This window comes from Streptomyces sp. NPDC086077, from assembly GCF_040686175.1.
GTDB lineage: Bacteria > Actinomycetota > Actinomycetes > Streptomycetales > Streptomycetaceae > Streptomyces.
Map to the genome: position 1 here is coordinate 60198 of NZ_JBFBJT010000008.1, position 13161 is coordinate 73358.

Consider the following 13161-nt stretch of genomic DNA (forward strand, 5'->3'; position numbering starts at 1 on the left):
ACGACGCACGTCACGATCCGTACGTCTCATCGCCCCAGCGAGCCACGCGTGGTTCTTTCGGGCCCGCCCCTGGCTGGCACGGACATCGGGACCAACGAAGCCTGGCGGGCGGCGGTCACGCGCCGTACGGGTGAGAAGGGGTGCGAACTCAGATGCGATCCCTGGACAGTTCGAACCTCGACGCGCCCTCCGTACGGTTGGAACCTCAGATGCGGCCACGGCAGAGTTCGAGCAGGGTCATGGCGAGGGCGGTGCCCGGCTTGCCGAGCTCCTGCCGGTAGCGGCCGAGCACCTCCATCTCCCGGGAGAGGTTCACGCGCCGGCCACCGGAGGTGATGCGGGCCTCCTGGATCACGGCCGAGACGGCCATCCGTTCCTGGATCAGCCCGATGATCCGGTCGTCGAGCGCGTCGATGCGTTCCCGCGCGCCGCTGATCACCTCGGCGGCCTCGTCGGTACGGGCGCCGGTCCTGTCACCTGCGGCGGCGGCGGTGGTGGAGGTCATGATCGGGGCTCCTGTCGGGTAAGGCCCCGGAACGGACAAGTCTCCTGGAACGCCGAACGCCCCGGACCTTGTCGGCCCGGGGCGCCTGGGAAGTCGCTTGTCAGTAGCTCAAGCAGCACGACCATGGCAGCCGGCGGGCCGGTTGCCATAGGTAAAGCGGAAGGTCGGGTGCGAGCGCATGCCGCCAGTATGCCGCGGCCCTCGGCGGCCGCCAATTCGGTTCGGATCCTGAGACGGCGGTCACGTGTGGCAGCGCCGTTAGAATCGGAGGTACAGCCCTTTTCGAGCCGCCGGAAGGCAACCCGTGTCATCAGCGACCCCCGCCGCCCCCGACACCGTCCTGGTCGTCGACTTCGGTGCGCAGTACGCCCAGCTCATCGCCCGACGCGTCCGCGAGGCCCGGGTCTACAGCGAGATCGTGCCGAGCACCATGCCGGTCAAGGACATGCTCGCCAAGAACCCGGCGGCGATCGTCCTGTCCGGCGGCCCCTCGTCGGTGTACGAGGAGGGCGCCCCGCGTCTGGACCGCGAGATCTTCGAGGCCGGCGTCCCGGTCTTCGGCATGTGCTACGGCTTCCAGCTGATGGCGCAGAGCCTCGGCGGCACCGTCGACAACACCGGCGCCCGTGAGTACGGCCGCACGGACCTGCACGTCTCCCGGTCGTCCTCCACCCTCTTCGAGGGCACCCCGGCCGAGCAGGCCGTGTGGATGTCGCACGGCGACGCCTGCTCCGCCGCCCCCGAGGGCTTCTCCGTCACGGCCTCCACGGACGTCGTCCCGGTCGCCGCGTTCGAGAACGACGAGAAGAAGCTCTACGGCGTCCAGTACCACCCCGAGGTCATGCACTCCACGCACGGCCAGCAGGTCCTGGAGCACTTCCTCTACCGCGGCGCCGGCCTCAGCCCGTCCTGGACCACCGGCAACGTGATCGAGGAGCAGGTCGAGGCGATCCGCGCGCAGGTCGGCGACAAGCGCGCCATCTGCGGCCTGTCCGGCGGCGTGGACTCCGCGGTCGCCGCCGCCCTCGTCCAGAAGGCCATCGGCTCACAGCTGACCTGCGTGTACGTCGACCACGGCCTGATGCGCAAGGGCGAGACCGAGCAGGTCGAGAAGGACTTCGTCGCGGCCACCGGCGTGCAGCTGAAGGTCGTCGACGCCGAGGAGCGCTTCCTGAACGCGCTCAAGGGTGTCTCCGACCCGGAGGAGAAGCGGAAGATCATCGGCCGTGAGTTCATCCGCGTCTTCGAGCAGGCGCAGGCCGAGATCATCGCCGACGCGGGTCCCGCGGTGGAGTTCCTGGTCCAGGGCACGCTCTACCCCGACGTGGTCGAGTCCGGCGGCGGCACCGGCACCGCCAACATCAAGTCCCACCACAACGTCGGCGGCCTCCCCGAGGACCTCGAGTTCCAGCTGATCGAGCCGCTGCGCAAGCTGTTCAAGGACGAGGTCCGGATGGTCGGCCAGGAGCTGGGCCTGCCGGAGGAGATCGTCCAGCGCCAGCCCTTCCCGGGACCCGGGCTGGGTATCCGTATCGTCGGCGAGGTGACGAAGGAGCGGCTCGACCTGCTCCGCGACGCCGACGCCATCGCCCGCGAGGAGCTGACGGCGGCCGGCCTCGACCGTGACATCTGGCAGTGCCCGGTGGTGCTGCTCGCGGACGTCCGCTCGGTCGGCGTCCAGGGCGACGGCCGGACGTACGGCCACCCGATCGTGCTCCGCCCGGTCTCCTCCGAGGACGCCATGACGGCCGACTGGTCGCGCCTGCCCTACGACGTCCTCGGCCGGATCTCCACCCGGATCACCAACGAGGTGCGGGACGTCAACCGGGTCGTGCTCGACGTGACGTCGAAGCCGCCGGGGACGATCGAGTGGGAGTAGTGGGCCCTACGTGCGCTTGATCGTGCGCAGGGGGGCGCCGGGCTTCCAGACCTGGACGACCAGGTACTTGTCGTCCTCGACGTAGGTCCGTACGACCTCCGTCAGCTCGGTGCGGAAGAGGTGGAACGGCTCCGGCGGTTCCACCTCTTCGTGGTACCGGGCCTTCGTCGCGTCGTCCTCGACCTCGACGGCCCGCCCGGCGATCCGTACATCGCCGCCGCCCATCGACGTGCCCTCTCCGGGGTTCGCCTGGAGCGCGAAGCGCGGGTCGCGGCGCAGGTCGAGGGCCTTGAGCGAGTCCGGCATCATGCCGAGCCACAGCTCACCGCCGAGAAACCGGACCTCGATGCCCGTGGTGCGCGGTGAGCCGTCCTTGCGCAGGGTCGCGAGGACGTGGTGGGTGTAGGAGCCGAAGCGTTCCTCGACGGTCTGCGCGAGATCGGGTTCGGCGGTGCTGAAGGATGCCCAGTTCGCTGCCATACGAGGAGTCTGGCGCCGATACCCGACATCCTCTGTCGGGTATGTGCCGCACCGGAGTGTCGCTGATCCCACCGAAGGCCTGTTCTCCTGCGCTGACCGCGGGTAACTTCCGCTCCGTACCGGAACCCAGCGCCGGAGGACCCATGTCCGCGCCCACCCCGCCCCAGCCCCTGCCCACCGACCGGCTGCAGTTCGCCATGCCGCCGAGGTACGAATCGGTCGACGACGAGCGCCGGCACCGCAAGGAACGGCTCGCGGGAGCGCTGCGCATCTTCGGGCGGTACGGCTTGGAGGACGGCGTCTCCGGGCACATCACGGCCCGCGACCCCGAGTACTCGAACTGCTTCTGGGTCAATCCGTTCGGCATGCCCTTCCGCCACGTCACCGTCAGCGACCTCGTGCTGGCCAACCAGGACGGGCAGGTCGTGGAGGGCCGTTACCACGTGAACCAGGCCGCCTTCACCGTGCACGCCCAGGTGCACGACGCCCGCCCCGACGTCGTCGCCGTCGCCCACTGCCACTCCGTGCACGGCCGCGCCCTGTCCGCGCTCGGCGACCTGCTCGACCCGATCACCCAGGAGAGCTGCGCCTTCTACGAGGACCACGCGCTCTACGACGCCTACAGCGGCGTCTCCGTCGACGCGGAGGAGGGCCGCCGGATCGCCGCCGCGCTCGGCTCCCGCAAGGCCCTCGTCCTGCGCAACCACGGCCTGCTGACCGTCGGCGACTCGGTGGACGCGGCGGCCTGGTGGTTCGTTTCCATGGAGCGCTCCTGCCAGGTGCAGCTGACCGCGAAGGCCGCGGGCCGCCCGATCCTGATCGACCACAAACAGGCGGTGGCGACCCGGGAGCAGCTCGGCGGCGACCTGGTCGCGTGGATCAACTACCAGCCGCTGTGGCAGGACATCACGCGCAGGGAACCCGACCTGCTGTCCTAGAAGGCGCCGCTGTCGGGAAATTCTCGCAGCCGGGTCAACACGGCGACCGTCCGTTCACCCGGGCCGACCAGAGCCGACCCGACCTGCCGGACGCGAACCGGGTGTCGTAGGGCACAATTCGCTGACATCGCCGGGGAGTTGCACGGGCCGCCGGGAGCGGCCCCGACTCACCGACGAGCGGGGCGGACGAGTGTGGCACGGGGATTCGCGGAAGGCGGGCGTCGGGCGTGGCGGTGCAGGAGGCGAGGCAGAGCGCACAAGCGCGCACGGGCGCGTTGGGTAGCGCTCACGACGGTGGCTGCACCTGCGGGGACTGTCCGCACGGGGCACGTGCCGGACACCGGCGGGCGGTGGCCGCGTTCCTGCTGAAGCGCGACGAGTTCGCGGCCGGGCAGAATCTGCCCGCGGCCGTGGCCCACTCGGCGTCGGCCTCCCGCCAGTGGGTCTCCGACGAACTGACCCAGTCCGCGGCGGCGGTCGCCGAACGCGCCCGCGCCGAGGGCGAGGCCTGGCTGTCCCGCCTGTGGCGCCGCACGACGGGCGTGATCTGGGCGCTCGTCCTGCTGTTGCTGCTCGCGCAGTCGCTGACGGCGATCGGCGCGGGCTGGACGACGGCCCGCACGGCCGGACTGCTCGCGGCGGTACTGGTCGCGGTCGCCCTGACGGCGGCGTCCTTCTTCCACCGGGCCCGGGGTGGCGTCCTGGCCCCCATCGTGGGTGAGGACAACCGTCTGTCGACCTCCCGTGCCGTCGCCGCGATGTGGGTGCTGTTCGTCGCTTACGCCGTGCTCGTGCTGGCGGGGCAGCTCGCCGCCGCCTCCTCGCCCGGCGCACGCGACGAGCTGATCGGCGGCCTCGAAATCGCCCGGGGCGCCGGGGTGGTGACGGTCCTCGCCGTGGCCTGCGGGATCGCCGTGCTGGTCCGGCGGGTGGTCGGGCTGCGCGTCCTCGGGCAACGGCTCCAGAAGGTACGCGCGGACCGGCCGAGGGCTGCCGACCTGCTGACGGACGACTCGGGTCGGGGCACCTTCGCCGACATCCAGTACGTCGTCATCAGCGCCGTCGCCCTGGTGTTCGCGGCGGTACGGCTGGCCCGCCGCCCCGACCAGCTGCCCGACCTGCCGTGGGGGCTGGCGGTGGTGGTCCTGGTGTCGGCCGCCACCTACCTCGCCGGCAAGTACGCCGAGGGCGGGCGCCCCGTCGTCCTCTCCGTCGTCCGCGCCCGGGAGGCCGGTGACCTGGACGCGCCCATCCGCACCGGCGAGGACATCGAGATCCGCGGCGCGGGCTTCGTCCCCCCGGGCGCCGGCACCGCCGACCGGCTCTCCCGCATGGTCGTCCGTATCGGCCCCGTCCACGTCCACGTCCCGCTGGTCCCGATCACCGGCGGCTTCAGCAACCCGACGGACGCCCTCCTGACCGTGCCGGTACCGGCCGAGGTGGAACCGGGCCGGGTGGAGGTGCGGGTGGTCACGGCGGCCGGCGTGGAGACGAACGCGTACGTCATCGACGTGACGGAGTAGTGGGGTCGCGGGAGCCGCGGGGTCGCGGGAGCCGCGGGGTGGCGGGCTTGCGGGCGCCGCGACTCGAACGAAGCGCCGAGCGTTACGAAATCGGGCCTGTTCGTACCTGAGCGGGTTCTGCCTTTCATACGTATGGTCATTTGAGGGCCACGGCACGGCGTCCGAGAGGCGGCTACGCATCGATGACTCACAGTATTCGTACCGATACCCGAAGTGCCCCCTACGACGGCGGTCGCGGCGACTGGCGCGACACGGCCACCCGCTACGCTCTCCTCCCCCTTCGCGTCTTCCTCGGCATCACCTTCATCTACGCCGGGCTCGACAAACTCACCGACAGCGCGTTCCTCCAGGCAGCCGGCTCGGGCTCGATCGGCGACACGATGCGCACCGTCCGGGACTCCTCGGCCATCCCGGCCCTGGTCGACCTCGCCCTGGAGAACCCCGTCGCCTTCGGCTACGCCATCGCGGCCGGCGAACTCGCCGTCGGCATCGGCACCCTCCTGGGTCTGCTCTCCCGCCTCGCCGCCTTCGGGGGCGCGCTGATCTCCCTCAGCCTCTGGCTCACCGTGAGCTGGGCCTCCGACCCGTACTACTACGGCAACGATCTCCCGTACATGTTTTGCTGGGTGCCGCTGGTGCTGGCCGGAGCGCCTTACTGGTCACTGGATGCCCTGATCAGGCGCCGACGGCGGGGACGGGACGTGGCGGGGGCCTGGCGGTAAGTCAGCGCTGCTCCTGGTCGGACAGGTGCCGGTACAGAGTTGCTCTGGACACTCCCAGAGTCTTGGCTATGGCGCTGACGCTCTCGCCCTTGGCTTTCCTCGCCTTGGCCGCGGCGAGGAGATCATCAGTGATGACCGTGGGTCGTCCTCCGGTGCGCCCCTGCGTCTTGGCCGCTTCCAGTCCGGCCTTGGTCCTGTCCTTGATGAGGGAGCGCTCGAACTCCGCCATGGCGGCGATGATCTGGAAGAAGAGACGGCCGTCGGCGGAGGTCGTGTCCACGGCGCTGAGAGCCCCCGTCAGTACCTTGAAGCCGATGCCACGGCCCCTAAGGCCGTCCACGATGCTCACAAGGTCGATGAGGGACCTGCCAAGCCTGTCGAGCTTCCAGACGACGACGGTGTCACCCTCTCTCAGGTAGTCGAGCACGGCTGCCAGCTCAGGGCGATCGGTGTTCTTGCCGGATGCCTTGTCTTCGAAGATCCGGGAGCATCCCGCCTCGGTGAGTGCATCCCTCTGAAGCTGTGCTTCCTGGTCGTCGGTTGAGACTCGGGCGTAGCCGATGAGGTGGCCGGTGGTAGTTGTCGTCACATGCCCAACGTCTCACAACTCGTCTCAAAACTACAAGTCATCCGAAGTGATTGTGAGACGGGTTTTGGACACCCCTGTGGGGCTCCTGGGGTCTTGTTGGGTGCCGTCTCGTAAACCAAGGTTTCTGAGACACGACCTGCGGCATGCACTCGGGGGTAATGAGGATGGGTGTCCCTGGCGTGGACCGCAGGGGCAGGTTCCTTCGACGCTGTACGGGTTTCAGGACTTACCGCGCTTCGTGCACCGTGTGCACTGGCAGGGAGGCCAAGCCAGGGTGATGAGGGGCTGAAGATCGTCCGCCGTGGACACGCTTCGCTCGGGCGCCCAGGTCTTACCTGAGTCGCGGGAGACGCGCATGGTCATCAAGGGGCGGTCGTCGAAGAGTCCAACCGCCTTCTCAGAGCTCATGAGTTGTGCGCCTCGGAGTGGTGCTGGCGCAGCTCGACGTTCGCATCAGATACGGCGCTGTGGTCGCCTCTCGACCGGGAATTCCTCCGACGTACGCAGATGTCGAGACAGGCGCTGCATCCTGGAACCGCTCTTGGCTCTGGCGGCAGTTCGGTGAGCCCGTAGCCCTGAGGTTGCTGTGTGCTCGCCATCAGTCCTCCCCGGTTTCGTGACCCATTCATGGTCCACCAGTTGGCGAGCAACGCCGATCAATATTCCCTTTCCTGACTAAAGATCATCGATAGTGCTCTGCGCACTGCTCAAGCAACTCTCTTGCTTCGCCGCCGAATAGAGCGTGACGCTCGAACGAGGTAAAGACGGCAAGGTACTCAGAGATGTCGCGGGGATCACGAAAGATCATGCGGCCAGTGAAGTTCTCGACCGTGGCCATCCGGTCGTCATAGACGGTGAAGGTGTTCATCGGTCCTCGTGGTATCACCGTCCCTATCGGGATAACTCCCATGCGGATGTTGGGAAGGTGGGAGACTGATGTGAGACGGTCAATCTGAACTGCCAGGGCGGAGTGAGGGATGACTGCCCACCTGATTGCCTGTTCCGTGAGGAGAAATGTGAACGTCTTCGTCGTGTCGAAGAGAACGGCCTGACGCTCCAGTTTCCTCGTGATGGTCTTGGAAGGGTCGCCCGGCGTGTGGCTCAGGCTGGCGCGGATGTATTCCGGTGTCGCCAACAGTCCTGTGACCATCGCCGGCAGAAAGTACCGCAGCTCCGTCGCTTCAGACTCCAGTGAGGCCAACTCCGTCTGACGCTTCTCCATTCCCCTGCGCCAGGAAGAGCGCTTGTCCTGCCACTCGGTGTTGGCGATTCGAGCAAGGGCGGTAACCTCTGTAACCAACTCAGGGGGAGCGTCCAGGGCTCGAAGGATCCGTTCGACGTCGACCAGCTTCGGCGTCTTCTTGCCAGTTTCGAACTTGCTGATCTGACTCTGGGACATGCTGCAGCGCCTTGCGAGCCGATCTCCCGTGAGACCGGCTCGCTTACGCAACTCGCGCAGCTTTTCTGCCAGATCATTTTTCGACTGCCCTAGCTGCTCAGGATCGAACGTCACTCGTCACTCGGCTTCTTTCACGTACTCGAAGAACGGTACGGAGTGGGCCAGAGCTATGCGCTTCCACTCCAGATACGGAGTGACGTCTCCATTGAACAGTTCACGGTTGATCTGTGTCCCGTCCGGTCGGAAGTTGAGGTGCACCACATGTGTCTCGTCGAACATCCACCAGTCGGTTCCCGAGAGCGGCAGACCGTAGTCATCGTGTGTGACATCCAGGATGCGGATATCCTCCCCGGCTTGGATGTTCCCGGGGATTCCCCAAGCGAATTGGTATCGCTGATAGTCCGTCAACGGTTGTCGTACGATTCGTACTCGCCCGATACTCCGTCCCGATGCCACGTAGTCGTGTACGCGCTCATGCCAGCGTGAGTTGTGGTCGGTGGGCTTGGGCTCCCCCCGAAGGAACCGAGCAACGTTCTCGGTCTCCTTGGGCATGGTGTACGTGGGCTGAGCCTCGAACCGCCAGGCGTCACGCTGGAAGGCGTCGAACGTCCTGCGCCACTCATCACCATCCAAGAGCACGTACGGCCTCCCTGAGCACTGCTTCGGGGATCTCCACAAGGGCCTCACCCTCGGGCGGCTGGAAGGCGCTGGACACGTCCCCCTGGACCACGATGGAGCCACTTGCCGTGCGGTAGACGTTCGGGCAGTCGTCGTCATCGCAGTTGGGTCCGTCGAACTTGCCGGTGAGACGGGTCAGTTCCTCACGTGCCATGGTGCCCCCCTCGTCTGTGACCCCTGTTGGGGCTCTTGCTGATCGACGCTACGTAGGCTGTTGTTCCTCGTCCATGCTGGAACCGAACTATTCCCGATGCGGAATAAAAGATCTTTGACCACGCTGCCCCTCGTCCTGTGCGGTCCCCTGAGGGGCGCTGTCGGCCGCGTGCGGTGTGACCCTGCTCTCAGCTGTTCAAGCTGTTGTCCCGGAACCAGGCAAAGGACGCGTACATTATTTATGTGGGGGGTTGTATATACCCCCCACGAACAGAGCCTCTAGGAGTCACTAGTACTAGAGGGCCTCCCCCTCAAGAGGGAGGCCCTCTGAGTCAGTGAATAGTGAATGGCTCACTTCTGTTTCCTAGGTCCACCTCTCCACCGAAGTCGGTGGTGTTGGAGACTCCCTTGGTGAGGGGATGCAGCCGGATGCTGATCCCTGCCTTCAGCAGGTGACGCGTCCTCTCGGCTTCATTGTCTTTGTTCCTCTCCCACATGTGGCGGAAGGTCTCCCCGGTGTCCCGGTACTCGTACCTGTCAGGCTTGTCTCCTTCGGCGGCCAGGGAGTCGTGTTCTTCGTAGAGAGCAGCAATCTCTTCTTCTGTGGCCTTCTTTGCGAATCCCGATGAGTTCTTTCCGCCAGGGCGGATGGATCTCTGGAGTTCTGTTACGTACTCTTCGATCTCCTGGAGCCTCTGAGAGTTGTTCGAGCCTTTGACATAGTGGCGCTCATGCATAGGGAAGTCCCCGATGGTTCCGAGGATCATCGTCTCGACAAGCTCCTCCACCTTCTCGGCCCGGAAGGCGTACCCCTTGCCGCAGGAATCCCGATTTGCTGACTTATTGCATCGGTACACGGGCTTGCCTTGCTGTCTCTCCGGGTTGAAGAGGTACAGGTTTTTGCCGCATCCGCCGCAGCGCACCACTCCGCGATAGGCAGTCGTGTTCTTGGTGGAGCGACGGGCGGCACCAGGACGTCCGTTCATCTCATCCTGGAGCTTCGCCCATTCATCGTCTGTGAGAATGGGGTCCGCCATCCGGATCTTCCCCTCGGAAGTGAGGATGGCTTGTGATACCCCGTACTTCTTTCCGGGAACCTTCACTTCCTCGCACTTCCAGCCGAGGATGGTTTCTGACCTCAGAATGTTGGTGATGGTACGGCTCCGCCATACGGGCATAGATGTACCGTTCTTTTTTCGGCGGTCCGACATCCTCTCGCCCGCAGGGGAGAGAATCCCCCTGGTGTTGAAGTCGTTGCAGATGGTTGAGTAAGGTTCTCCGTCCTCGACTACTCGCTTGTACATCTCCCGAATTACTTGCCTTTGATTTTCCCGAACTCGAAGCCTCATTGCGCCGTCGGTGTCACGGAAGGACTCGTAGCCGTAGGGAGGGTTGCCCTTAGCCCAGACGTTCTTTGACTTGGCGTAGCTCTGGAACGACTTGACTCGCATGGAAATGTTCTGGGCTTCGGTCTCGGCGATGGCCGCGAACAGGTCGATGATGACGTGCCGGAAAGGGCCGACCATGTCGAGCACAGGTTCCTTGACCGAAACCAAGGCCTTACCGCCGTGTGCGGTCGCCCACTTGATCATGTCTTGCATGTCGACGACCTTGCGGACGAATCTGTCCATCTTCCAGAACAGCAACAGGTCGAATTCTGGAGCCCGATTGTTCAGCCACTCCCCGAGTTCCGGTCTCTCGAAGGGATGTGACTTGGTGGCGGAGATGTGAGCGTCTCTGGCTACTCCCACCACCTGCCACCCGAGATGCTGCCTCTCGTTCACGTAGGCCGTGCAGTCCTGGAGCTGTCGTTCCAATGAGGTGGACGCGTCGGTCTCGTTGCTGATCCTGAGGGCGATCAGTACACGCACAGGCTTCATGGATGGTGACCCTACAACAGCGGTACGCAAGTGACCTCGTCTATCTGATGGCCTGGATCCCCCTCGTCCTCGCCGGTGCGTCGATCCTCTCCGTGGACGCGGCGTTGCGATCCCGGCGGCGGGAGCGGGCAGGCGGGTATCGCTAGCGCGGCCGCCATCCGGGTCGCCTGCCGGGTCGCCGGCGGGGTTGATGTCCCTAGCGCCCGACCGGGGATGGCCGCCGCTGGTTTGGCCGGCCCCGTGCCGGTCGGGCACCCTCGGCGGGGCCTCTCAGCGTGACGTGCTCGCCCATGTCTCTCCGCGGTTCGCGCGGCCGCCCGCACGGCGGCGTATGCCCCGGCCCACCATCCCGGCCACGGCGGCCAGGCACAGGCCGCCCGCCATCAGGGGGATCACCACGAACCATGGTGTCTCCCAGGCGCCCCCCGCGTCACCGGCATACAGGGCACCTGCCGCGGTGACGACCACTCCCGCCACCAGCCTGCCCGGCTGGAACTCATGACGCGGCACGGCTCACCTCCACCTGACCGACGCCCACCTTGAGGTCGAGATCGACCGTGCCGGCGTTCCTGGTGCCCGCCGCCGGAGCGAGCGTCACCTCCCGGTACTTGCCCGGCTCCACGTCCACGTCCTTCTTCTGCTCGCCCGGCAACTGGATGTCACCCACCCCCACGTCGATGTTCGCCTTCACCGTCACGTCCGGCGGCACGATCACCCGCAGCCGGCCCACGCCCACCTCGGCGTCCAGGGACACCGTCTGACCCTTGGCCGGGTTCAGCCGAGTCAGGTCCAGGGTGCCGACGCCGGTGCCCAGGTCGTATCTCGGCGCGACGTCGGCCACCGCGGCCGGCCGCCAGGTCGTGCGCATCCACTCCGTCCCGATGTCCTTGGGCAGCGCCGCCGCCGCGGCCAGCAGCCCCGCCGTGAGGATGGCCAGGAAGATCGACCCGGCTCCCGTACGGCCCAGGAACGAACTGACGGCGATGCCCAGCCCGATGACGACGAGGGCGCAGGCCAGGCCTGTCTGCAGACTCGTCCCCAACGGCTGCTCCTGCCAGGTCACGCGCGTGCCGATGGCTCCCGCCAGCAGCGCGAACAGGAAGACCCAGCCGCCTATCCAGCGCGGGCCGCGCTGCCTGGACGGTGCGGTGCGCGGGGTGAGGGGGGTCTGGGGGCCGGTGTCCGGACCGAAGCTGATGTTGACCGCCGCCGCGATGTCGCTGTCGGCGGACTCGCTGGGGCCCCACAGATAGCCGGTGCCGCCGACGTGCGTACCGTCCTTGACGATCGGGTCCCGCCACCAGGAGGGGTATGCGGTGGGGGCCGGCGGTGCCATCGCCTCCGGCGGGGCGTCCGCGACGGCCTGCGCCGCCAGCGGGTCGGGATCGGGGGCGCCCCGGCGCTGCGACCAGTAACCGGCGCCCGCGAGAAGGAGGGAGAGGATGACGGCGAAGGTCAGCACGCCGCCGTTCTTCAGCATCGCCAGGAAGACCCCGCAGCCGACCAGCGCGAACAGCACGGCGGCGAGGGCCTGTCCGTCGACCCGGCCGGTCAGGAGCTTGCGGACCTCGTTCTCGTCCTTGTCGTCGTACGGGACGAAGAGCCAGGCGAAACCGTAGAAGAGGAGACCGATACCGCCGGTCGCGGAGAGCACGGCGAGGGTGATCCGGAAGATCACCGGGTCCATGTCGCACTGCCGCCCCAGTCCGGCGCACACGCCGGCGATCATCTTGTGCCGCCGGTCCCGCCGGAACTTGTGCGGGGGCTCCAGTGGCCTGCGACCGCCGGGCGCTCCGGGCACGCCGGAGTCCCCGAGCGCGCCGGGCCCGCCGGGCATTCCGGAATCGCCGGGTACGCCTGAGCCTCCGGGTGCTCCGGACGTGCCAGCACGGCCGGGCGTGCCGGCATCGCCGGGCCCGCCGGATTCGCCGAGCACGCCGGGACCACCGGGGAGACCGGGACCACCGGGTACGCCTGGATTGCCGGGCACTCCGGGATCGCCGGGCATGCCAGCACCGCCGGGCTGGCCGGAATCTGGCGCGCCAGCGTCGCCGGACTCGCCGAGCACGCCCGGGCCTCGGGGCCTGCCGGTCTCGTCGTCCGCGTTCGTGCCGCCCTTCCCGGTCGCGCCCGCGCCCTCGTGCGCGCGCGGATCCTCACCCGCGGCCGTCGCGGCCGCGGCGTCGGACGCGGTGCCCGCGCCGGGCACGGCATCCGCGGCGTGCTGGTGATCAGTCATGAGTCCATGGTGACGGGCGAGCCGCCGCCGCGGGAGTCGGTATGACCCTGGCCGGACCCTGATATCGCCCCTGAGTCGAGGCGGGGAGGCGTTCGACCGGCCCGCGGTTCGAAGATCAGGGGAGTCTCGGGGGCCGACCCTGATGCTCCGGCCCGCCGGTCATGTGACCATCAATG

At 67.3% G+C, this 13161-nt stretch carries 14 protein-coding genes; 5 read left to right on the forward strand and 9 right to left on the reverse strand.

Going from position 1 to position 13161, the window contains the following annotated elements; genetic code table 11:
- Nucleotides 1-205: 205 nt before the first annotated feature.
- A complete protein-coding gene (locus AB0O67_RS04250; RefSeq protein ID WP_365445802.1) occupies nucleotides 206-505 on the reverse strand; it encodes a chorismate mutase in 300 nt (99 codons plus the stop codon).
- Between the two features lie 304 nt (nucleotides 506-809).
- On the opposite strand from AB0O67_RS04250, the gene guaA reads away from it, so the two are divergent.
- Nucleotides 810-2384 (forward strand): glutamine-hydrolyzing GMP synthase, encoded by a 1575-nt coding sequence (gene guaA / locus AB0O67_RS04255; protein ID WP_365445805.1) that lies wholly within the window; start codon nucleotides 810-812, stop codon nucleotides 2382-2384.
- 6 nt (nucleotides 2385-2390) lie between these two features.
- On the opposite strand, the gene AB0O67_RS04260 is transcribed toward guaA, so the two are convergent.
- Nucleotides 2391-2864 carry a pyridoxamine 5'-phosphate oxidase family protein gene (locus AB0O67_RS04260; protein WP_365445808.1) on the reverse strand — a complete coding sequence of 158 codons (474 nt, stop codon included), beginning with the start codon at nucleotides 2862-2864 and terminating at the stop codon, nucleotides 2391-2393.
- A gap of 143 nt (nucleotides 2865-3007) precedes the next feature.
- Here AB0O67_RS04260 and AB0O67_RS04265 point away from each other — a divergent pair, with 143 nt between their 5' ends.
- The 3 genes from AB0O67_RS04265 (at nucleotide 3008) to AB0O67_RS04275 (ending at nucleotide 6047) form a co-directional block, all read left to right on the forward strand.
- Nucleotides 3008-3802 (forward strand): class II aldolase/adducin family protein, encoded by a 795-nt coding sequence (locus AB0O67_RS04265; RefSeq protein WP_365445811.1) that lies wholly within the window; start codon nucleotides 3008-3010, stop codon nucleotides 3800-3802.
- 227 nt (nucleotides 3803-4029) lie between these two features.
- Complete coding sequence (locus AB0O67_RS04270; protein ID WP_365445814.1) at nucleotides 4030-5325, forward strand: hypothetical protein; 1296 nt, start codon at nucleotides 4030-4032, stop codon at nucleotides 5323-5325.
- 182 nt (nucleotides 5326-5507) lie between these two features.
- Nucleotides 5508-6047, forward strand: coding sequence for a DoxX family protein (locus AB0O67_RS04275; protein WP_365445817.1), 540 nt, complete (start codon nucleotides 5508-5510; stop codon nucleotides 6045-6047).
- A gap of 1 nt (nucleotide 6048) precedes the next feature.
- Here the strand turns inward: AB0O67_RS04275 and AB0O67_RS04280 are convergent, their stop codons facing one another.
- The 5 genes from AB0O67_RS04280 to AB0O67_RS04300 form a co-directional block, all read right to left on the reverse strand.
- On the reverse strand, nucleotides 6049-6636 hold the full coding sequence (locus AB0O67_RS04280; protein WP_365445820.1) for a recombinase family protein: 588 nt from the start codon (nucleotides 6634-6636) through the stop codon (nucleotides 6049-6051).
- Between the two features lie 682 nt (nucleotides 6637-7318).
- The gene (locus tag AB0O67_RS04285) at nucleotides 7319-8149 is read right to left on the reverse strand and encodes a helix-turn-helix transcriptional regulator (RefSeq protein WP_365445823.1); all 831 of its coding nucleotides are present in this window, start codon (nucleotides 8147-8149) and stop codon (nucleotides 7319-7321) included.
- Between the two features lie 3 nt (nucleotides 8150-8152).
- Nucleotides 8153-8674, reverse strand: coding sequence for a DUF6879 family protein (locus tag AB0O67_RS04290; RefSeq protein WP_365445826.1), 522 nt, complete (start codon nucleotides 8672-8674; stop codon nucleotides 8153-8155).
- Nucleotides 8658-8867, reverse strand: coding sequence for a hypothetical protein (locus AB0O67_RS04295; protein ID WP_365445829.1), 210 nt, complete (start codon nucleotides 8865-8867; stop codon nucleotides 8658-8660). Before AB0O67_RS04295 ends, AB0O67_RS04290 begins: the two co-directional genes overlap by 17 nt.
- Nucleotides 8868-9198: 331 nt before the next feature.
- The gene (locus tag AB0O67_RS04300; protein WP_365445832.1) at nucleotides 9199-10746 is read right to left on the reverse strand and encodes a recombinase family protein; all 1548 of its coding nucleotides are present in this window, start codon (nucleotides 10744-10746) and stop codon (nucleotides 9199-9201) included.
- Nucleotides 10747-10748: 2 nt separating this feature from the next.
- Between AB0O67_RS04300 and AB0O67_RS04305 the strand changes: the two genes are divergently transcribed.
- Nucleotides 10749-10892, forward strand: a complete 144-nt coding sequence (locus AB0O67_RS04305; RefSeq protein ID WP_365445909.1) for a hypothetical protein — start codon at nucleotides 10749-10751, stop codon at nucleotides 10890-10892.
- 124 nt (nucleotides 10893-11016) lie between these two features.
- Here the strand turns inward: AB0O67_RS04305 and AB0O67_RS04310 are convergent, their stop codons facing one another.
- Together AB0O67_RS04310 and AB0O67_RS04315 are read right to left on the reverse strand one after the other, a co-directional pair.
- Nucleotides 11017-11256 carry a hypothetical protein gene (locus AB0O67_RS04310; protein ID WP_365445835.1) on the reverse strand — a complete coding sequence of 80 codons (240 nt, stop codon included), beginning with the start codon at nucleotides 11254-11256 and terminating at the stop codon, nucleotides 11017-11019.
- Complete coding sequence (locus AB0O67_RS04315; protein ID WP_365445906.1) at nucleotides 11243-12583, reverse strand: PspC domain-containing protein; 1341 nt, start codon at nucleotides 12581-12583, stop codon at nucleotides 11243-11245. The genes AB0O67_RS04310 and AB0O67_RS04315 overlap by 14 nt, the downstream gene beginning before the upstream one ends.
- Nucleotides 12584-13161 lie beyond the last annotated feature (578 nt).